Source organism: Pseudomonas hunanensis (assembly GCF_013393325.1).
In the GTDB taxonomy this organism is placed as follows: domain Bacteria; phylum Pseudomonadota; class Gammaproteobacteria; order Pseudomonadales; family Pseudomonadaceae; genus Aquipseudomonas; species Aquipseudomonas putida_P.
In genome coordinates this window covers 36757-55237 of the sequence record NZ_QJRC01000094.1, presented here as the reverse complement: position 1 = coordinate 55237, position 18481 = coordinate 36757, and the positions used below count along the sequence as shown (strand labels likewise).

Sequence of the window (18481 nt, the reverse complement as noted above, 5' to 3'; positions counted from 1 at the left end):
AAAAAACTTGCCACCATTGCGAATGATTTTGATAAATATTTTTATCAAGGGGTTTTCAGGTCGATCAGCATCAGCCACGGGCCATAGCGTTCCACGCTGATTGGCAGCGCTTCGGCCAACGCCTTCAACGCCTGTTGTGGCTGGTCCAGAGGAAATACGCCTTGTACCCGCAGACCGCGTGCCGCGGGGGCGAGCCGAATGTAGCCACGCTGGTAGGGGCGCAGCGCGTCGACCACCTCATGCAGGGGCTGGTCGAGGACTTCCAGGCGGCCCTCCAGCCATGCAGCGCGTTGCTGTTGTTCGCCCGTCAGCCGTTCGAGGGTGTTACTGCGCAGCAGCGCGGCCTGCCCTTGCTGCAGCTCGGCCCATTGGCCATCGGCCAAACTGGCGCGGACACTGTGCTGCAGTACCACCACCCGGGTGGCATCTTCCTCCTGGCTGACCAGAAAGCGCGTTCCCAACGCCTGCACTTGCCCTTGCGCGGTGCGCACGCGCAGGGGACGCAGCGGGTCGCGTGCAACCTGGATCAGCAACTCACCGTGACGCAGCACCACAAGACGCTGCCCGGCATCGAACTGCACGTCGACCGCACTGGCGCTGTTCAGGCTCAGGCGACTGCCGTCCGCCAAAGTGAAGCTGCGTCGCTCGCCACGGCCGGTGTGCAAGTCGGCCAGCCAGCCTTGGGCAGTGTCACTGCGCCATCCACCCCACAGCGCCGTGCCCAACAGCCCCAGGCTTGCCATAGCGCCCAGTACGTCACGCCGTGAGCGAGTCGGCTGCATCAGCAATCGGCGCGCCTCTGCGGCTTGGCCAGGGGCCCGTTGATCGAGGGCGTGCAATGCGGCGAGCGGGTGGCCAAGGCGTTGTTCCAGGCGGTTCCAGGCCTGTTGATGAGCGGGGTCCTGCTGCAGCCAGAGCCTGACCCGTTGCAGCAGCGCTGCATCAGGCGTAGCGGCCCTGAGCTCGACCATCCAGTCGATGGCCTGCTCGCTGACCCGGTCGAGGGCTGGCCTGCTCATGCCTGCACCTCGCACAGGTAACATTGGCGAAGCGCCTGTTTCATGTAGCGGCTGACCGAGCGCTCGCTGATCTGCAGCTTTGCGGCGATGTCGGCGTAGTGCATGCCGTCGAGCTGGCTATAGAGGAAGGTGGCTTTGACGACCGCTGGCAAGCCGTCCAGTGCCTGATCGATGGTCACCAAGGCCTCGATCAGCAGCAGCTGCTCCTCGGCCGATGGCGCTACGGCCTCCGGCAGCCGCGCCAGATGTTCCAGATAGGCGTGCTCGAGCTGGCGACGACGGTGGCGGTCGAAGATCAGCCGGCGAGCAATGATGGTGAGGTAGGCGCGAGGCTGCTGAATGCTGTCTGGATCGACACGCGCGCCGAGCATCTGGCAGAACGTTTCGGCCGCGGTATCCTCGGCGTCGGCGTGGTTACGCAGGCGTTTGTGGATATGCTGGAGCAACCAGCGATGGTGGTCGCTGAAGAAAAAGCCCAGTTTACGGGTCGATGTGCTGTCCAACGCCTGGTATCCGGTCGTGAGTGAAAATCGTTCTCAATAGTAGCTGGGTCGTTTGATTTCCTGCAATGGGAAGGCACTCTCGTAGGGATCAGGCAGCGGCCTGAGTTCGGCAAACAGCTTTTTGCCCAAGGCGTTGGCGTGCTGCAAATGGCGAACCTGGCTGGGGCCTTCGCTGTCGTCCAGCAAGGTCGAACCCAGTACTTCGGCGCCGCAGTAGTCGAAGATGCCGTGCTCGATCTGCACGCGCATGGCCTCGGCATAGCCATGCCGATCGAAGGTACCGCTGTCGGCGCCGGCAACACCGACCAGGTGCACCTTCATGCCGCGCAGCTTCTTGACGCTAACGCCCCCTTCGTAGTCGAACGCCCAACCATTGCTGAATACCCGCTCGACCCAGCCTTTGAGCAAAGCCGGCAACGACCACCAATAGATGGGGAAAACCAGTACCAGGGCATCGGCGCGGTCGATGCGCGCCTGCTCCTTCAGTACGTCAGCCGGTGGCGCTGCCTGGCGGCGGTGCACCGCGTGATCGGCCAGGCCAAAGCGTGGGTCGAAACCTTCACTGGCCAGGTCGGCGATTTCGCCAGTGTGCCCAGCACTGGCAAGGCCTTCGACGACTTGGCGGGCAAGGGCGTGAGTGAGGGATTGCGGGTCGTGATGACCGACGACGATCAAGGCGTGCATGGTGGGTTCTCCAAGACGGGATGCGGAATGACCCTGAGCGCTATATACTCGAGGTAAGTTACGTTCAGTAAGTTACTTTTGGTAGGTAAGCAATGTCAAGCGACGATCGCACCCCGGTGCGTAAACGGCTGAACCGCGACGAACGCCGCAGGCAGTTGCTGGATGTGGCCTGGCAACTGGTGGGTGTGGAGGGGACGGATGCCCTGAGCCTGGGGCGCCTGGCCGAACAGGCTGGGGTAACCAAGCCGGTGGTCTATGACCATTTCGATACCCGCACCGGGCTGCTGGTGGCGCTGTACCAGGAATACGATGCGCGTCAGTCGCAGATGCTGGCGCAGGCCCTGGCCAACTGCGAAGACAGCCTGGTCAGCCGAGCCCAGGTGATTGCCGAGGCCTACGTGGACTGCGTGATGAGCCAGGGCCGGGAAATACCGGGTGTGTCGGCAGCGCTGGCCGGGTCGCCGGAAATGGAAGCGCTGAAACGGGCGTATGAGCAGCCGTTTCTGGACAAGTGCCGCGAAGCGTTGGCCGGTTTTTCGCCCAGCGGCAACGTGGGGGTTGCCGGCATGCGCCTGCTGGTGGGGGCGGCGGATGCGCTGTCCCAGGCGGCTGCAGCAGGGGAGTTGGAGGCCGGGCAGGCCAAGGCCGAGCTCAAGGCCGCAATTATCGCTATGGTAGAGCGGCAGTGAAGGCCTGAGTTCGTGGGGGGGCGCAAAGCGGCCACGAGGCCCATCCCGTCAAACTGGCAAGCTCTGGTACGGCAGTTCATCCCCTGGGCTGCGCTCGAACTGGCGCTTGTACTCGCGGCTGAACTGCGACGTGCTCTGATAGCCCACCCGGTGCGCGGCCTGCGCCACCCCCAGGCCTTCGCCAATCAGCATCTGCTGCGCTTTCAGCAGGCGTAAACGCTTCAAGTACTGCATCGGCGCCATGTCGGTGCAGCGCTTGAAGTGTTCATGGAAGGTAGAAACACTCATGTTGGCCCGCGTGGCCAGTGCCTCCACGCTCAGCGGCTCGGCGTAGTGCTCGCGCAGGTGGGTGAGGGCTGCGCCGATGCGGGCGAAGTGCCCCTGTTGCTCCACCAGTGCTCGCAACACACCGGCCTGCGGGCCGCGCAGCGCGGTATACAGCACCTCGCGTACGCGCCCCGGGCCAAGCACCTTGGCGTCCAGCGGGTCCTGCAGGCAATGCAGCAGCCGTTCCACACTGTCGCGCATTGGCGCATCCAGTGCTGCCGAGGTCATCGATTGCGGTGTTTGGGCCTGTACTGCAGCGTCCGGCACCATGTCCATGCTCTGCACCAGTTCACCCAGCACGCCACGGTCGATGTCCACCGCCACGCCCAGCAATGGCGCGTCAGGGGTGGCGAAGGTTTCGCACATGAACGGCACCGACAACGCCTGCACCAGGTAATGCCCGGCGCCGTACTCCAGAGTGCGTGGCCCCAGCCGCGCCAGCTTGCTGCCCTGGGCCAGGATCATCAGGCTGGGTTCGTAGATCTGTGGGCTGCTGGCGACATAGTGGTCCCAGCTCAGCACCTGCACCTGGGGCAGGCGTGTAGGTACGAAGCCCGGGCGTGTGGCGAGGGTGCGGATGAGCGCGCAGAGCGGCGCATTGGCGTCGACGTGGCGGGTCAGTTGCATGGTGAACCAAGGGCAGAGAATCAGACAGCTTAATCATCGCAGACTGGTGGCGTGGCGCTAGATGCTGGGTGGCATCTTCGGAGGATCAGGCATGCATGCCGGAGAATCAGCCGTGGGCGAGGCGGCAGGCGACGCGCAGAATGCGCCGCCTGAATCGTTTCACTTAAATGCGAGGTCCTGCATGTACACCGCCATCGGCTACGCCGCCCAAACCCCCACCAGCCCCCTGGCCCCCATGACCTTCGAGCGCCGCAGCCCGCGCCCGGACGACGTCGCCATCGAGATCCTGTACTGCGGTGTGTGCCACTCCGACATCCATCAGGCGCGCAACGAATGGGGCATTGCCGTGTACCCGCTGATGCCTGGCCACGAGATCATCGGCCGGGTTACAGCGGTGGGCGACAACGTCACTGCGCACAAGGTCGGTGACCTGGTCGGCGTCGGCTGCATGGTCGATTCGTGCCGCACCTGTGAAGCCTGCGCCAAGGACCTGGAGCAATATTGCCTGGAAGGCCCGACCATGACCTACGCCACCCCGGACCGGGTCGATGGCAGCAACACCATGGGCGGTTACTCCAGCAGCATCGTGGTCAGCGAGCATTTCGTGGTACGCATCCCGGCCGGCATGGACCTGCCCAGCGCTGCACCTATTCTGTGCGCCGGCATTACCACTTACTCGCCACTCAAACATCACGGCGTCGGCCCGGGCCACAAGGTCGGCATTCTCGGCATGGGCGGCCTGGGCCACATGGGTATCAAGCTTGCCAAGGCCCTGGGTGCGCAAGTGACCTTGTTCACTCGCTCCCAGGCCAAGGCCGAGGAAGCCCGCCGCCAGGGTGCCGACCATGTGATCGTGTCCACCGATGTCGAGCAGATGCGCGCCGCTGCTGGCCGCTTCGATTTCCTGCTCGATACCATTCCGGTGCAGCACGACCTCAACCCGTACCTGGAAACCCTGAAGTTCGATGGCGTGCACATCCTGGTCGGGCTGATCGAACCGATCGACCCGGCGGTGCATGCTGCCAACCTGGTGATGAAGCGCCGAGTACTGGCGGGGTCGTTGATCGGTGGCATCGCCGAGACCCAGGAAGTGCTGGACTTTTGCGCTGAGCACGGTATCCGTTGCGATATCGAGATGCTGGATATCCGCAATATCAACCAGGCGTATGAGCGGATGATCGCCGGTGACGTGAAGTACCGGTTCGTGATCGACATGGCCACGTTGCAGGGCTGATCGATCGGTTGCCTGTACTGGCCTATTCGCGGGGGCACCCGCGAGGAGGCCAGTACAGGCAACATGAATGATCGGTCTTTTACCAGACCATCGCCTTGTCCCAACCCTTCCAGAACAACCACCGCCGCACTTCGCCGTGTGCTCCGGTACCGATCTGCCACTCGGGCCGCCCGCTCTCCAGCGCAATTACCGACACAACCCCCGCATGGCTTGCCGCCACCAGTGTTCGCCCGTCGGCACTGATGTCCATCGCACTGATGGTCGACCCCAGGTAGTGCTGCCAATGCTCCTCGCCATCTTCGCCAAATGCCCGCAGGTACCCGTAGGCATCACCCACGATGTACTCGCCATCGCGCGCCACCCCGGCGTACACCCGTGCGCCATCCTGCACCAGCGGGGTGCGTGGGTCCTGGCTGTAGTAGTCGGTATCCAGGCCGGGCAAGTCCGCCACCCTGACCGCCAGCGTGGCGCCGCTGTAGAAATGGCAGGCATTGACGATCAACTGGTCACCGGTGCGGTTGAACAAAGCAAAGTGCGGGTATTCGCTGCCTGGGCCGATGTGTGCCAGCGGCCTGAGCTGATCGTCGAGGACCCGGTGCCGGCTGCCTTGCTCACCCACCACGATCAAGCGGCCATCTGCCGACACCGCGCCATGCTCCATGCTCAGCCCCAGGTTGATGTCGTCTGGCTCGGTACCTTCGGCCAGCTCATCGAGCACGCGCGTCTGCTGCGGCAGCAGGCGCGTTGCACCTTGACCGGCCAGCACGAAGATACCTTCGGCACTCACCAGCAGCACGCGTTGGCCGTCCGGGAAGGGGATAAGCGCGGTGGGTGTGGGCGGCAGGTCGAACGGCTCGAACGGGTAGCCCGGCGGCAACCCCTCCAGCCCGGTTGGCCAGGCCAGACGGCGCACCTGCGGGCCACCCCAGCCATCGGTCACACGTATGCCCTCGGCATTGGCCAGGGCGAAGTAGCGCCGGGCCGGGCAGCGGCCAAAGTGTTCGATACCGATGACCGGGGTTACCCCATGGTGGTCGATACGCACCACCTGGCCTTTGTCGTACGGCATGCCGATGCGTGCCAGCAGGCTGCCATCCTCCAGCAGCAAAACATTGCTGATGCCTTGGGCGTGGTCTTCGAGCAACGGTACCAGGGGATGGTGCGCGGGGGGCCAGGCCTCACGGAAGGCCCGGCGCTGCTGTTCGTCGACACCTGGGCAGTTGGCTGCCTGCAGGGCTGCCAACCAGGCGTCGAGCAGGTGTCTGGTGGCTGGCGCCTGCGGTTCTTCGAGGTTGTCCCAGCCTTGCGCACGGCCTTGCGCGACGTAGTCGTTGACGGCCTGGGCGTAGGCGGTAACCGCCTGCTGCCATTGCTGCTGGGGGTGCTGCTTGTCCATGAGCGGATCGGGCTCCTTGTCGCACACGCGTTTCACACAAAGCGCGCATGGTACTCCTTCTACCTGCCTCGCGGTTGTGAGGCCCCGGCTTGACGCGTACCATGCCGGGCATTCCTGTCAATAACAACGCGCACGTTGGCACCCCGGCAAGCGGGTGGCTGGCGTGCGACCTGTTGCCTGTCTGCGGAGAAGCACTTTCCACCCATGAACGGACCCACACCTACCCACATACCGCCCGCAACGGGCAGCGGCAGCTGGCTTAGCGTGATCGCCCTGGCCTTGGCGGCCTTCATCTTCAACACCACCGAGTTCGTTCCAGTGGCGTTGCTCAGCGACATTGGCCGCAGCTTCGACATGAGCACCGCCCAGGTGGGCCTGATGCTGACCATCTACGCCTGGGTGGTGGCGCTGGCCTCGCTGCCGATGATGCTGCTGACCCGCAACATCGAACGGCGACGTCTGCTGCTGTTCGTGTTCCTGGTGTTCATCGTCAGCCATTTGCTGTCTTGGTTGTCGCAAAGCTTTGCCATGCTGCTGGTCAGCCGTATCGGCATTGCCCTGGCGCATGCGGTGTTCTGGGCCATCACCGCTTCGCTGGCGGTGCGTGTGGCGCCACCAGGGCAGCAGGCCAAGGCGCTGGGCCTGTTGGCCACCGGTACTACCCTGGCCATGGTCCTGGGTATTCCGCTGGGCCGCGTGGTAGGCGAGGCGTTGGGCTGGCGCATCACGTTCCTGAGCATCGCCGGGGTGGCGCTGGCCACCATGCTGTGCCTGATGAAATCGCTGCCGCTGCTGCCCAGCCAGAACTCCGGCTCGTTGCGCAGCCTGCCGATCCTGTTCAAGCGCCCGGCGCTGGTGATCACCTACCTGCTGGTGACGCTGGTGATTACCGCGCAGTTCACTGCCTACAGCTACATTGAACCGTTTGCACTGCACGTGGCGCAGATTGGCGGTGAGCGCACCACGCTGGTGTTGTTGCTGTTCGGCGGTGCGGGGGTATTCGGCTCGTTGCTGTTCAGCCGCTACAGCGACCGTTTCCCCCATGGCTTCCTGGTAGGCTCGATCGGCTTGCTCGCCGCGTGCCTGTTGCTGTTGCTGCCGCTCTCGGGCAACTTCTACGCGTTCGCGACGCTGAGCATGTTCTGGGGTGTGGCGATCCTCAGCTTCAGCCTGTCGCTGCAGTCCAAGACGCTGAAGCTGGCGTCGGATGCCACCGATGTGGCCATGGCGCTGTTCTCGGGTATCTACAACATCGGCATTGGTGGTGGTGCGCTGCTGGGCAGTATTGTCAGCAGCCAGATGGACGTGGCGAATATTGGCCTGGTGGGCGGTAGCGTGGCGGTGGTCGGGCTGGTGCTGGCCGTTGCCAGCACTCGGCGCTTCCGCGAGGCGCTGACACGCTGACCCCCAGGCCAGCGCTCCCACATGTCCCGCCCAGGCCTGTGGGAGAGGGCTCAAGCCAGGACGGCAGCCCATGCAGAGATCAATAGCGCCCCCGCCAACATCTGGTTGAACACCTGTAGCCGCCGTGGCGCCTGCAACCACCGGGCGCTACCCACCCCCAGCATCGCCCACGCCGCCATGCACGGCAGGGCGATCAGCAAAAACACCAGCGCCAGCAGCCACACCGGCAACGACGGTGCGGCAAAGACCCCGACCACCGCCACGGCCATCAACCAAACCTTGGGGTTCACCACCTGCAACGAGGCAGCGCTGAGCGCACTGAAGCCTTGTGCTGTGGCCGTCTGCAGCGGGGCGGCGGCACTGCGCAGCATCTTCCACGCCAGCCAGCTCAGCCACAGCACTCCGGCCCAGCTCATCAGCTGTTGGGCCAATGGGTGACGCAGCAACAGCTCGCCCAGCCCCAGACCAACCAGCAGCACGATCGCGGCCGCCGCACCGCAGGCTGCCACGATCGGCGCTAGGCTTGCGCGCAGGCCCACGCGCGCGCCATGAGCCAGGATCAACAAGTTGGTCGGCCCCGGGCTGATGCTGGACACCAGGGCAAAGAGGAAGAAGGGCAGCAACGACTGCGACATGGTTCAAGGCTCCGTGAAATCGAAGCACCATGCTCGCCGCCCGCCGACATTCAGTCTGGAAGGTTTGAGCAGCGCCTGCGGTAGTCGGCGGGGGTTAGCCGATAGGCGCGGCGGAACCAGCGGCCCAAGTGGCTCTGGTCGGCAAAGCCCAACGCCACGGCCACTTCGGCAGGGGTCTGGCCTTGGGCGAGCAGGCGCCGCGCCCGTGCCAGGCGCAGCTGGATCAGGTAGGCATGCGGTGCAATGCCGAACGCGGCCTTGAACGCACGGGTCAGGCGAAAGCGGTCGATGCCGCAGGCGTGGGCCAAGTCTTCCAGGCCGATGTCACGCTCCAGGTTGGCGTGCAGGTAGTCCCGTGCGCGCTGTGCCGTCAGCGGCAGGCGCGGGTCGGGGTTGATGCGCCGGCGCCAGTGCAGGTGGCGGGTCAGGCAGGCCAGCAGGTCGTCCATGGCCGTTTGCCGGACGATGCGCAAGTCCTGCGTGTGCACGGCCTGGAAGGCGAGGGCGGTGGCCTGGGCCAGGCGTTCGTCATGGCACAGGGTATCGGCAAAACTGGGCAGGCTGTCGTCCGGTGCGTGCTCGAACAGCGCCCGCAGCTGTTGGTCGAGCCAAGCGGGCTCCAGGTACAGCGTTGAATAGGTGAAGCCTTCATCGGTAGGCGCCAGCCCATCGTGGATGTCGCCAGGCTCGAGCAGAAATACCTGCCCCGGCGTGCTGCGGTGGCGCACCCGGCGGCAGTTGAACTGCTGCACACCCTGTTCGGTGACGCCGACCAGGAAGCTGTCGTGCCAGTGCGGGTCGTAGGCATGCCCGACGAAATGCGCACGGACCGACTCGATGCCGGTGTCGGCGTCTTGCTTGAGGTCGATCCAGTTGCTCATGTACATGCGCCGTCGGGGTAAATGGCTACCTTAGCGCAACACTCCGGCTCAGTCTGGAACGATTGTGCAGCCGTTGGTCAGGGCACGGTTGCGCAGGGCCTCGAAGCGCTCGCGCAGCCACAGGTGCAGTTGCGAAACCGCAGGTGTGAGCTGCTTGCGATGCGGGCAGACCAAGGTGACCGGGGTGGGCTCGCCGAGCATTTCGGGCAGCACGATTTCCAGTTCACCGGCCGCTATGTTGGCGCTGACATCCAGCCAAGACTTATAGACGATGCCTTCGCCTTGAATGGCCAGGCGGCGGATGACATCGGCATCGTCGCTGACCAGCGGCCCACGCACCTGCACGGTGCGGTTGCCCAACCGCCATTTGTCGTACACCCGGTTGTGTTGCATGTACAACAGGCAGGCGTGCTGCTGCAGCGCGTCGGGAGTGAGCGGGCGGCCGTGGCGGGCCAGGTAATCGGGCGAGGCAACCAGCACCCTGCGATTCCAGTCGGCCAATGGCAGGGCGATGTAGTTGGCATCCTGGTTGAGGCCATAGCGGATGGCCACATCCACCGGGTCGCGGTTAAGGTCGGCAATCTGGTCAGACAGGAAGAAGCGAAGCTGCAATGCCGGGTGCTCGCGGCGGAAGGCACTGAGCCAAGGCAGCAGCATGTTGCGGCCCAGGTCGGAAGGCGCCGATACCTGCAGTGTGCCGCGCAGGGTATTGGGGTTGCCATGCAGGTCCTCATGGCCCTGGCGCAGGCTCTCCAGCACATTCAGCGCGGTTGGCAGGTAGCGCTCGCCCTCGGCGGTCAGGCGCAGGCTGCGGGTGGTGCGGGCGAACAGGCGTACATCCAGGTCGCGCTCCAGGCGCTTGATCGCGGCAGCCACCTGGCCCGGTAGCAGGCCTGCTTCATGGGCCGCTGCAGTGAAGCTACCCAGCACACTGCTGCGGGCGAACAATTCGAGATCAGTGATGCGCAGCATTTTCATTCCAGGGATGAAAGTGTTGCTGCATTGTGCCGGTTTTTCTTTTCTACCGGAAAGATAAGATGCACGGCACATCCACTGTTCATACCGGAGTTCTTGCATGGATACCGTCTCGCTGGCCAAGCGCCGCTACACCACCAAAGCTTACGATGCCTCGCGCCGTATTCCCCAGGCCACTGTCGATGCCCTGCTCGAGCAACTGCGCCACAGCCCGTCGTCGGTCAATTCCCAGCCCTGGCATTTCATCGTCGCCGACACTGCCGAAGGCAAGGCTCGCCTGGCAAAGAGCACCACGGACGGTTATGCCTACAACTCGCCGAAGCTCCTTGATGCGTCGCATGTGATCGTGTTCTGCACCCGCACCGAAATGACCGAAGCGCACCTGAACACGGTGCTCGACCAGGAGGCTGCCGATGGTCGTTTCCGTGACGAGCAAGCGCGTGCCGGGCAAAACCAAAGCCGCCGGCACTACGTCAACCTGCACCGTTACGACCACAAGGACGTGCAGCACTGGATGGAAAAACAAACCTACCTGGCCTTGGGCACGGCGTTGCTGGGGGCTGCGGCGCATGGTTTGGATGCAACGCCGATCGAAGGCTTTGACAGCAAGATCCTCGACGCCGAATTGGGGCTGCGTGAGCGTGGGTTTACCAGCGTGGTGATCCTCAGCCTGGGTTACCGCAGTGAGACGGACTTCAATGCCGGGCTGAACAAGTCGCGCCTGCCGGCGTCGCAAGTCTTCACGTTCCTGTGAGATTGCAGGGGGCGCAAAGCGCCCCTGACTCGCCCGGGTGGCCGGGCAAACTGGCAATGATTCGGCATATACCGCATACTTGTCGGCAAACGCCGATAAGGAGCATGCCATGCTTGCCGAAGTGCTTCGCGACAACGGTTACCATGAGTACCGGGCGCGTTTGAACGCGCTGCTGGAAATCCCCGAGCTTGCCAGTGACTTTGAAATCCACACCCGCATCACCCATGGTTTTGCCGCCACCTGGCTGGTAAAGCTGACCGAGCGTGGTGTGCTCACGCCGGTGGAGCGCGACCAGATCATTCCCCTGCGCACCCTGAAAACCCGCATTGAGCGCGACCAGCCGTTGACCGTGGATGAAAGCGACCGTCTGTTCCGCTCGGCCCACATCACCGCCATGGCCGAAGCCGTGTTCGGCGAGGCGGACAAGGCCAAACGTTGGTTGTCCAAGCCCAAGGAGCGCTTTTCGGGGCTCACCCCGATGCAGATGCTTACCACCCAGCAAGGCACCACTCAGGTTGAAGAGATGCTGCTGCAGATTGCCGAGGGCTTTGGCCTGTGATTCTGTGGCGTATCAGCGCCTACGCAGACTTGAGCGGCACGGGGGGCTTGCGGGTAAGCGGCCGTTGGCACCAGGCGGGCCGGCCGGTGGTATATGCCGCCACCAGCCCTCCAGGGGCGATGCTCGAGGTGTTGGTGCACCTGGAGATCGACCCTGAGGATTTCCCCACTACCCTGCGCCTGATCCGCATCGAATTGCCCGACACGGTTTCACAAGCGCGGTTACCCACCTTGCAGCCGGGCTGGTCCGCTCAGCCGGAGTTGACCCGGGCACTGGGCAATCGCTTTCTGGATGACTGTTCGGCATTGTTGTTGCCGGTGCCGAGCGCGATCATGCCCAGTACCACCAACTACCTGTTCAACCCACGGCACCCGCAGGCGCAGAGCGCGAAAATACAGGTCGAGGATTTCACCCCGGACAGCCGCTTGTTCTAGTGCCTGTTCACCACAGCGCCGCCGATGCCGTCGTCAGCACCCGACCGAACACTTCGACAGCCTTGTCCACTTCAGCGTCGGTGCTGAAGCGGCCGATGCTCAAGCGCACGCTATTGCGTGCCTGGCGCTCATCCAGCCCCAGTGCCAGCAGCACATGGGAGGCGGCGTTACTCGCCGAGTTGCAGGCCGAGGTGGTCGACAAGGCCAGCTCGCCGGCCAGTGCCGCACTGTTGAAGCCCTTGCTGTCGATGCACAGGTTCAGCGTATGGGGTATGCGGTGGGTGACGCAGCCGTTCAGGGTGACGCCGGGTAAAGCCAGCAGGCCTTCGCGCAGGCGTGCAGCCAGTTGCTCAAGGCGCTGGTGCTCGCTGTCGCCAGGCTGGCCGGCCAGGGCAAAGGCGCTGCCCATGCCAGCAATCTGATGGGTCGCCAGGGTGCCGGAGCGCAGGCCCTGTTCATGGCCGCCGCCGTGCATCTGCGCGCGCATCAGCGTACGGGCGCGTGGCCCGACATACAGCGCGCCGATGCCTTTTGGCCCATAGACCTTGTGCGCCGAGAATGACATCAAGTCCACGCTCATCGCATTCAGGTCGATGACCAGCTTGCCCACAGCTTGCGCGGCGTCTACGTGCAACAGGGCACCGTGGGCACGCACCTGCTCGCCAATTGCGGCAACGTCGGTGACCGTGCCCAGTTCGTTGTTGACCGCCATCAGCGATACCAGGCGGGTATCGGCGCGCAATGCTGCCTGCACGCTGGCGGGCTGGATCAGGCCGGCGGCATCCGGCGCCAGGCGGGTAACGGCCCAGCCTTGGCGCTCCAGTTCGGCCACCGTGTCGAGCACGGCCTTATGCTCCAGCTGGCTGGTGATCAGGTGGCCGGGCTGGCCGATGCCTTGGGCAATGCCTTTGAGTGCCAAGTTGTTGGACTCGGTCGCGCCCGAGGTCCACACCAGGTTTTCGGCCTGCGCGCCGACGCGCTCGGCCACTTGTTGGCGAGCCTGCTGCACGGTGTGACGGGCGGCTTGGCCGAAGGCGTGGCCACTGGACGCCGGGTTGCCGAAGTTGGCTTGGTTACCCAGGCAGGCGAGCATGGTTTCGATGACCCGGTCGTCGACTGGGGTAGTGGCGGCGTAATCGAAGTAGAGTGGGGCGCTAGGCATTGGGGCGGGTCCGTGTCAGTTGCCATGAAATCGGCGATGGTTGACCTAAGCGTACCCGCCAGCTGTGAGATATTTTTCGCTTCCCACCGCTGTCTTCTCGATCCCAATAAAAAAAATTTCCCCGCGGCATTGGTTTTGTAGGATTTTTTTCTTCAGCTGGCGAAGCGTTGCGATCGGCCCCGCGCCAGCTACCTTCAGGCAGGGTCCAGAGCCTTCTCTTCCTCCGCCACCACGCGCTCGCATAACTCGGTGATCTGCTCACGCATCCAACGGTTGGCCGGGTCTTGGTCGGTACTTTCATGCCAGTAAAGGTGCGTCTCCAGCGCTGGCACTTCCACCGGCAGTGGCTGGTAACGCAACTGATGGCGACGGGCAAAGCGCTCGGGAACGGTCATTGCCATGTCGGTCTGCTGCAACACCTGCGAGGCCATCAGGTAATGCTGCGAACGCAGGGCGACCTTGCGTTGCACCCCCATCTTGCCCAGCGCCAGGTCGACATAGCCCAGGCCGTTGCGGCGGCTGGAAATATGGATGTGGGTCATGCCCAGGTAGCTGTCGAGGGTCAGCTTGCTGTCGGCCAGCGGATGACCCTGGCGCAGGGCGCAGACATAGCGGTCTTGCATCAGCTTGACGTGGCGCACTTGCGGGTCGGTGTTCAGGGGGGCGTCGATGGCGAAATCCAGGCGGCCGGCGGCGAGTTCCTTGGTGGTCTCGCGGCGCTTGCACAGAAAGCTCTCGATCAGCACCGCTGGCGCCAGACGGCGCAGGCGCTGGAACAACGGCGGTAGAATGACCGCTTCGGTCAGGTCGGTCATGCTGATGCGGAAGGTCTTGTTGGCCTGTTGCGGGTTGAAAATGCGGCTTTCCTGCACCGACGTGCGCAATAGCGCCAAGGCATTGCGCACCGGGCCGATGATGTTCTGCGCCATGGGCGTGGGCACCATGCCTTGGGCGGTGCGCACGAACAGCGGGTCGTTGAAGGTTTCGCGCAGCCGTGACAGGGCGTTGGACACCGCCGGCTGGGTAATGCCGACAATTTGCCCGGCGCGGGTCAGGTTGGCTTCGGTGTAGATCGCATCGAACACGATGAACAGGTTGAGGTCGACCTTGCTGAGGTTCATGGGCGCCGCTCTTTGTTGGAATTATCGGTCGATCATATATCGGTTATGAATGTTTATACACGCGGAAAATAGACTAGGTGGATTGGTCCGCGCTGCTCTAGGCTCTGGCCCATGTACTCCGAACCGTGAAGGTAGCCCCGATGGATTTCGCCTATTCGCCCAAGGTCCAGGCACTGCGCGAGCGCGTCAGCGCGTTTATGGACGCTTATGTCTACCCCGCTGAAGCGGTGTTCGAGCGCCAGGTCGCCGAGGGCGACCGCTGGCAGCCGACCGCTATCATGGAAGAACTCAAGGCCAAGGCCCGCGCCGAAGGGCTGTGGAACCTGTTCCTCCCAGAGTCGGAATATGGCGCCGGCCTGAGCAACCTGGAATACGCCCCGTTGGCGGAGATCATGGGCCGTTCGTTGCTCGGGCCAGAGCCGTTCAACTGCTCGGCACCGGACACCGGCAACATGGAAGTGCTGGTGCGCTATGGCAGCGAGGCGCAAAAACGCCAGTGGCTGGAGCCGTTGCTGCGCGGCGAGATCCGCTCGGCGTTCGCCATGACCGAGCCGGACGTGGCCTCTTCGGACGCCACCAACATGGCTGCCACCGCCGTGCGTGACGGTGACGAATGGGTGATCAACGGCCGCAAGTGGTGGACCTCCGGCGCCTGCGACCCGCGCTGCAAAGTCATGATCTTCATGGGCCTGTCCGACCCTGAAGGGCCACGCCACCAGCAGCATTCGATGGTGCTGGTGCCCACCGATGCACCAGGCGTGAAGATCGTTCGCCCACTGCCGGTGTTCGGTTATGACGATGCACCCCATGGCCATGCCGAAGTCCTGTTCGAGAACGTGCGGGTGCCGTACGAAAACGTAATCCTTGGCGAAGGGCGCGGCTTCGAAATCGCCCAGGGCCGCCTGGGGCCTGGCCGCATCCACCACTGCATGCGTTCGATCGGCATGGCCGAGCGCGCGCTGGAGCTGATGTGCAAGCGCTCGGTCGAGCGCACCGCCTTCGGCCGGCCACTGGCACGCCTGGGCGGCAACGTCGACAAGATCGCCGACTCGCGCATGGAAATCGACATGGCCCGGCTGCTGACGCTCAAGGCGGCCTACATGATGGACACCGTGGGCAACAAAGTCGCCCGCAGCGAGATCGCGCAGATCAAGGTGGTGGCACCGAACGTTGCCTTGAAGGTAATCGACAGGGCGATCCAGATACATGGTGGGGCAGGGGTGAGCGGCGATTTCCCGCTGGCCTACATGTACGCCATGCAGCGCACCTTGCGCTTGGCCGACGGGCCGGATGAAGTGCACCGGGCGGCGATTGGCAAGTATGAAATTGGCAAGTATGTGCCGGTGGAACTGTTGCGTAGCGGGCGCTAATTCGGTGAGCCTGTGCCGACCGCTTCGCGGTTTTACCCGCGAAGCGGTCGGTAAAGTTTCATTGAGTTTTCAGGTCCACTACCAGGTCTTTGGCGGCTTTCGTCGCCAGTACACTCATGAGCTTGCTCATTTCATCCTGTCGCCCGATCCCTGGTTCGGTGCCCCCCATCATGACACTTGGCACCGGTGCCTTTGCTGCTGCCTCTGCCCACGCTCGATTGATCTGCACCAGCGCATCCAGTTTGGTTTGCAGGGCACCGTCCGCCTTAATCGAGGCTTCACGGGCGTAGGCTTCGGCATCGGCTGTGATCTTGGTCGCTTCTGCCGTTACATGCGCTTTGTCCCGAAGCAGCTCGGCTGTCTGCTTGTCGATCTCGGCGCGCCGTTTCTCCCGCTCTGCGTTGATCAGCGCAAGCTGTTTTTCGGTTTCGGCTTCGGTAGTACGCTCAATCTGTTGGCGTAGACTCTCCTGGCGTTTGGCTTCGACATCCTTGGCGCCGCGTGCAGAAACCAGTTCCTTCTCTTCTTCCTCCTTGAGCCTGTTTTGCCGGGCCACGGCAAGCTCCGCCAGTGCTTGCTGCACCCGCACCATGCGTTGCTGGTACTGCGGATTGGGGTCGATATGGGTGACCCGAGCATCCACCACCTCAACGCCGAACAGGCGAAATTGTTGCAGCTTGCGCAGTTCCTGGCCGTTCTTGTCGAGCTTCTTCTCAATGATGAAACGCGTTGCACTGTTGTCGCCAAAACTACCCTGTTCGGTACCGGCCTGCAGAATCGCAGTTTGAGCAGGATAATTGTCGCGCTGAACGCGAATTTCCTTGCGGCTTGTCAAGTACAGGCCGTTGCGCAACTGATTTTCGAACTCGGCACCGAAGTGGCTGCGGTTGCCGGCGTAATAGTCGTCTGCGCTCATCAGGGAGGCTGTGGCTTGCAGCGTTTCCTTGACTGCCGGCAACAGTGCACGTTGCAGGAAATTGTCAGGCGTGCGGTATTCCTGGGCAATCTTCAGAAATGCCTCCCCTGAAGGAAGGCGAAACTGGCTACTGAACTCGGCTTTGGCATCGACGTTGCCCAGAAAAACGATAGGCAGGTTTTCCAGCGTGATCGAGGGATGTCCGCTGCGGGTATCTTCCGGGTTGTCCATGCGCAAGGAGGACTGAACGCCGATGGTACGTCGCCAAGCTGTACTGCGGCCGAACCACTTGGTGGCGTAGCCTACGTCCTCGACTACTTTCTCCTCGCCGAAAATCGTACGAACGTGGGTCATCTGGCCTGCTTCGTTGTAGAAGAATACGTTGTTGAATATTGCTGCCAGGGCGCCGAACGCGAGAACTGGGATGGCAATGGCGGCAATTTGCTTGCGGTTGACACGTAATTGAGGGAGGTCGGGAATGGGCAGTTTTTGCACGGGGCACTCCTTGTGCGGAAAGGCCCATCCTGGTTAATTCAGCCCCGTGATCACAATCAGACGAACCGAATTCCTTATGTAGGAATAATCACTGCGGCAGCTAGGAAGAATCCAATTTGATTCGGCCCCACAACAGCCATTCACGCCCGCAATTGCGGGTCGTCCTTCTTTTTTCCCAGGTTGTTCTGCCCCGTCGAATCCTGCGACGGCTGGATACTCTCGACCGCCACGTTCTGCCCCCGCGTCTTGATCAACGAAACCACCACCCCACCCAGCAACAGCCCGAACGTCACCCCCAGCGACAGCAACGCCGGCACCTTGCCCACCATGCCGTGGTAGAAGATTTTGCAGCCAATGAAGATCAGCACCAGCGCCAGTGCGTACTTGAGATAAACGAAGCGGTGCATCAACGCCGACAACGCGAAGTACAGCGAGCGCAGCCCCAAAATGGCAAAGATGTTAGAGGTGTAGACAATGAACGGGTCCTGGGTAATGGCGAAAATCGCTGGCACGCTGTCGACCGCAAACACTAGATCGGCAAGTTCGATCAGTACCAGCGCCAGGAACAATGGGGTGGCATAACGCAGCGCCTTGCTGTGCCCAGGCGGGGTCTGGCGGATGAAGAAGTGCGAGCCATGGATCTGGTCGGTGACCCGCATGTGCCGGCGCACGAACTTGATGATCGGGTTGTTGGCCAGGTCCGGGTGGCTGTCTTCCTTGGACAGCGCCATCTTCACCCCGGTAAACAGCAGGAAGGCACCGAAGATGTACAGCACCCAGGCAAAGTTCTGCACCAACGCCGCGCCTACGCCGATCATGATCGCCCGCAGCAACACCACCCCCAGGATGCCCCAGAACAACACGCGGTGCTGGTAGCGGCGGGGGATGGCAAAGTAGCTGAAGATCATTGCCATGACGAACACGTTGTCCATCGACAGCGACTGCTCGACCAGGAAACCGGTGTAGAACTCCAGTGCCGACTGCGCGCCCAACTGGTACCAGACCCCGGCGCCGAACAGCACGCCGACGCTGAAGTAGCCGGAATACAGCAGCAGGCTTTCGCGCATTTCGATTTCCCGGTCGTGGCGGTGCAGCACGCCCAGGTCGAGTACCAGCAAACCGATGACGATGGCCATGAACACCAGCCACAACCAGGCGCTGGTACCGAGGAACGGGGTGGTGAGAAATGCTTGCAGAGCTGTCATGAGCCCCTCCTTGAATGTCGACGTTGCTTGGCAACAGTGATCCGACATGGCGGCTTGGCAGCCGTCAGAGGGGCCCGGTATCACATGATTT

The 18481-nt window shown here is 63.0% G+C and carries 19 protein-coding genes; 7 read left to right on the top strand and 12 right to left on the bottom strand.

Annotated elements, in window-relative coordinates:
* Positions 1-44: 44 nt before the first annotated feature.
* Genes DM807_RS15645 through DM807_RS15635 form a run of 3 tightly spaced genes read right to left on the bottom strand, consistent with a single transcriptional unit; the run spans position 45 to position 2206 of the window.
* A complete protein-coding gene (locus DM807_RS15645) occupies positions 45-1019 on the bottom strand; it encodes a FecR family protein (RefSeq protein WP_060492794.1) in 975 nt (324 codons plus the stop codon).
* Positions 1016-1522, bottom strand: coding sequence for a sigma-70 family RNA polymerase sigma factor (locus DM807_RS15640; RefSeq protein ID WP_012271719.1), 507 nt, complete (start codon positions 1520-1522; stop codon positions 1016-1018). The genes DM807_RS15645 and DM807_RS15640 overlap by 4 nt, the downstream gene beginning before the upstream one ends.
* 33 nt (positions 1523-1555) lie before the next feature.
* Entirely contained in the window at positions 1556-2206 is a 651-nt protein-coding gene (locus DM807_RS15635) for an NAD(P)H-dependent oxidoreductase (protein WP_179027533.1), read from the bottom strand.
* Positions 2207-2298: 92 nt separating this feature from the next.
* Between DM807_RS15635 and DM807_RS15630 the strand changes: the two genes are divergently transcribed.
* The gene (locus DM807_RS15630; RefSeq protein ID WP_012271721.1) at positions 2299-2895 is read left to right on the top strand and encodes a TetR/AcrR family transcriptional regulator; all 597 of its coding nucleotides are present in this window, start codon (positions 2299-2301) and stop codon (positions 2893-2895) included.
* 48 nt (positions 2896-2943) lie between these two features.
* Here the strand turns inward: DM807_RS15630 and DM807_RS15625 are convergent, their stop codons facing one another.
* Positions 2944-3849 (bottom strand): AraC family transcriptional regulator, encoded by a 906-nt coding sequence (locus DM807_RS15625; protein ID WP_012271722.1) that lies wholly within the window; start codon positions 3847-3849, stop codon positions 2944-2946.
* Between the two features lie 181 nt (positions 3850-4030).
* Here DM807_RS15625 and calA point away from each other — a divergent pair, with 181 nt between their 5' ends.
* Positions 4031-5083, top strand: coding sequence for a vanillin reductase (gene calA / locus DM807_RS15620; RefSeq protein ID WP_060515797.1), 1053 nt, complete (start codon positions 4031-4033; stop codon positions 5081-5083).
* 79 nt (positions 5084-5162) lie between these two features.
* Here calA and DM807_RS15615 read toward each other — a convergent pair whose 3' ends face one another.
* The gene (locus DM807_RS15615; protein WP_060515796.1) at positions 5163-6479 is read right to left on the bottom strand and encodes a WD40 repeat domain-containing protein; all 1317 of its coding nucleotides are present in this window, start codon (positions 6477-6479) and stop codon (positions 5163-5165) included.
* Positions 6480-6683: 204 nt separating this feature from the next.
* Between DM807_RS15615 and DM807_RS15610 the strand changes: the two genes are divergently transcribed.
* The gene (locus tag DM807_RS15610; protein ID WP_179027532.1) at positions 6684-7883 is read left to right on the top strand and encodes a sugar transporter; all 1200 of its coding nucleotides are present in this window, start codon (positions 6684-6686) and stop codon (positions 7881-7883) included.
* Positions 7884-7933: 50 nt separating this feature from the next.
* On the opposite strand, the gene DM807_RS15605 is transcribed toward DM807_RS15610, so the two are convergent.
* The 3 genes from DM807_RS15605 to DM807_RS15595 are packed head-to-tail and all read right to left on the bottom strand — an operon-like array spanning position 7934 to position 10371.
* Positions 7934-8518 (bottom strand): LysE family translocator, encoded by a 585-nt coding sequence (locus DM807_RS15605; protein ID WP_179027531.1) that lies wholly within the window; start codon positions 8516-8518, stop codon positions 7934-7936.
* Positions 8519-8568: 50 nt separating this feature from the next.
* Positions 8569-9399, bottom strand: a complete 831-nt coding sequence (locus DM807_RS15600) for an AraC family transcriptional regulator (RefSeq protein ID WP_082421375.1) — start codon at positions 9397-9399, stop codon at positions 8569-8571.
* Between the two features lie 48 nt (positions 9400-9447).
* Positions 9448-10371 carry a LysR family transcriptional regulator gene (locus tag DM807_RS15595; RefSeq protein WP_041166461.1) on the bottom strand — a complete coding sequence of 308 codons (924 nt, stop codon included), beginning with the start codon at positions 10369-10371 and terminating at the stop codon, positions 9448-9450.
* A 103-nt stretch (positions 10372-10474) separates the two neighbouring features.
* Here DM807_RS15595 and nfsB point away from each other — a divergent pair, with 103 nt between their 5' ends.
* The 3 genes from nfsB to DM807_RS15580 all read left to right on the top strand — a co-directional run bounded on the left by nfsB (position 10475) and on the right by DM807_RS15580 (position 12121).
* Positions 10475-11128 carry an oxygen-insensitive NAD(P)H nitroreductase gene (gene nfsB / locus DM807_RS15590; RefSeq protein WP_012271729.1) on the top strand — a complete coding sequence of 218 codons (654 nt, stop codon included), beginning with the start codon at positions 10475-10477 and terminating at the stop codon, positions 11126-11128.
* A 109-nt stretch (positions 11129-11237) separates the two neighbouring features.
* A complete protein-coding gene (locus tag DM807_RS15585) occupies positions 11238-11687 on the top strand; it encodes an antitoxin Xre/MbcA/ParS toxin-binding domain-containing protein (RefSeq protein WP_012271730.1) in 450 nt (149 codons plus the stop codon).
* Positions 11684-12121: an RES family NAD+ phosphorylase gene (locus DM807_RS15580; protein WP_012271731.1), complete on the top strand. Its 438-nt coding sequence runs from the start codon at positions 11684-11686 to the stop codon at positions 12119-12121. Before DM807_RS15585 ends, DM807_RS15580 begins: the two co-directional genes overlap by 4 nt.
* Before the next feature lie 7 nt (positions 12122-12128).
* Here DM807_RS15580 and DM807_RS15575 read toward each other — a convergent pair whose 3' ends face one another.
* Positions 12129-13283, bottom strand: coding sequence for a cysteine desulfurase family protein (locus tag DM807_RS15575; RefSeq protein WP_012271732.1), 1155 nt, complete (start codon positions 13281-13283; stop codon positions 12129-12131).
* Between the two features lie 194 nt (positions 13284-13477).
* Positions 13478-14404, bottom strand: coding sequence for a LysR family transcriptional regulator (locus DM807_RS15570; protein ID WP_012271733.1), 927 nt, complete (start codon positions 14402-14404; stop codon positions 13478-13480).
* Between the two features lie 140 nt (positions 14405-14544).
* Here DM807_RS15570 and DM807_RS15565 point away from each other — a divergent pair, with 140 nt between their 5' ends.
* Positions 14545-15774: an acyl-CoA dehydrogenase gene (locus DM807_RS15565; protein WP_060515564.1), complete on the top strand. Its 1230-nt coding sequence runs from the start codon at positions 14545-14547 to the stop codon at positions 15772-15774.
* 58 nt (positions 15775-15832) lie between these two features.
* On the opposite strand, the gene DM807_RS15560 is transcribed toward DM807_RS15565, so the two are convergent.
* Positions 15833-17185: an SPFH domain-containing protein gene (locus DM807_RS15560; RefSeq protein ID WP_179027530.1), complete on the bottom strand. Its 1353-nt coding sequence runs from the start codon at positions 17183-17185 to the stop codon at positions 15833-15835.
* A gap of 140 nt (positions 17186-17325) precedes the next feature.
* Positions 17326-18390 (bottom strand): TerC family protein, encoded by a 1065-nt coding sequence (locus DM807_RS15555; protein WP_060492785.1) that lies wholly within the window; start codon positions 18388-18390, stop codon positions 17326-17328.
* Between the last annotated feature and the right edge of the window lie 91 nt (positions 18391-18481).

What these genes read in the sequence shown, in the direction of transcription:
- DM807_RS15585 (WP_012271730.1), top strand. Translation starts at nt 11,238, where the DNA reads ATGCTTGCCGAAGTGCTTCGCGACAACGGTTACCATGAGTACCGGGCG.
- DM807_RS15575 (WP_012271732.1), bottom strand. Translation starts at nt 13,283, where the DNA reads ATGCCTAGCGCCCCACTCTACTTCGATTACGCCGCCACTACCCCAGTC.
- calA (WP_060515797.1), top strand. Translation starts at nt 4,031, where the DNA reads ATGTACACCGCCATCGGCTACGCCGCCCAAACCCCCACCAGCCCCCTG.
- DM807_RS15570 (WP_012271733.1), bottom strand. Translation starts at nt 14,404, where the DNA reads ATGAACCTCAGCAAGGTCGACCTCAACCTGTTCATCGTGTTCGATGCG.
- DM807_RS15565 (WP_060515564.1), top strand. Translation starts at nt 14,545, where the DNA reads ATGGATTTCGCCTATTCGCCCAAGGTCCAGGCACTGCGCGAGCGCGTC.
- nfsB (WP_012271729.1), top strand. Translation starts at nt 10,475, where the DNA reads ATGGATACCGTCTCGCTGGCCAAGCGCCGCTACACCACCAAAGCTTAC.
- DM807_RS15555 (WP_060492785.1), bottom strand. Translation starts at nt 18,390, where the DNA reads ATGACAGCTCTGCAAGCATTTCTCACCACCCCGTTCCTCGGTACCAGC.
- DM807_RS15635 (WP_179027533.1), bottom strand. Translation starts at nt 2,206, where the DNA reads ATGCACGCCTTGATCGTCGTCGGTCATCACGACCCGCAATCCCTCACT.
- DM807_RS15595 (WP_041166461.1), bottom strand. Translation starts at nt 10,371, where the DNA reads ATGCTGCGCATCACTGATCTCGAATTGTTCGCCCGCAGCAGTGTGCTG.
- DM807_RS15645 (WP_060492794.1), bottom strand. Translation starts at nt 1,019, where the DNA reads ATGAGCAGGCCAGCCCTCGACCGGGTCAGCGAGCAGGCCATCGACTGG.
- DM807_RS15630 (WP_012271721.1), top strand. Translation starts at nt 2,299, where the DNA reads ATGTCAAGCGACGATCGCACCCCGGTGCGTAAACGGCTGAACCGCGAC.
- DM807_RS15625 (WP_012271722.1), bottom strand. Translation starts at nt 3,849, where the DNA reads ATGCAACTGACCCGCCACGTCGACGCCAATGCGCCGCTCTGCGCGCTC.
- DM807_RS15615 (WP_060515796.1), bottom strand. Translation starts at nt 6,479, where the DNA reads ATGGACAAGCAGCACCCCCAGCAGCAATGGCAGCAGGCGGTTACCGCC.
- DM807_RS15610 (WP_179027532.1), top strand. Translation starts at nt 6,684, where the DNA reads ATGAACGGACCCACACCTACCCACATACCGCCCGCAACGGGCAGCGGC.
- DM807_RS15600 (WP_082421375.1), bottom strand. Translation starts at nt 9,399, where the DNA reads ATGAGCAACTGGATCGACCTCAAGCAAGACGCCGACACCGGCATCGAG.
- DM807_RS15605 (WP_179027531.1), bottom strand. Translation starts at nt 8,518, where the DNA reads ATGTCGCAGTCGTTGCTGCCCTTCTTCCTCTTTGCCCTGGTGTCCAGC.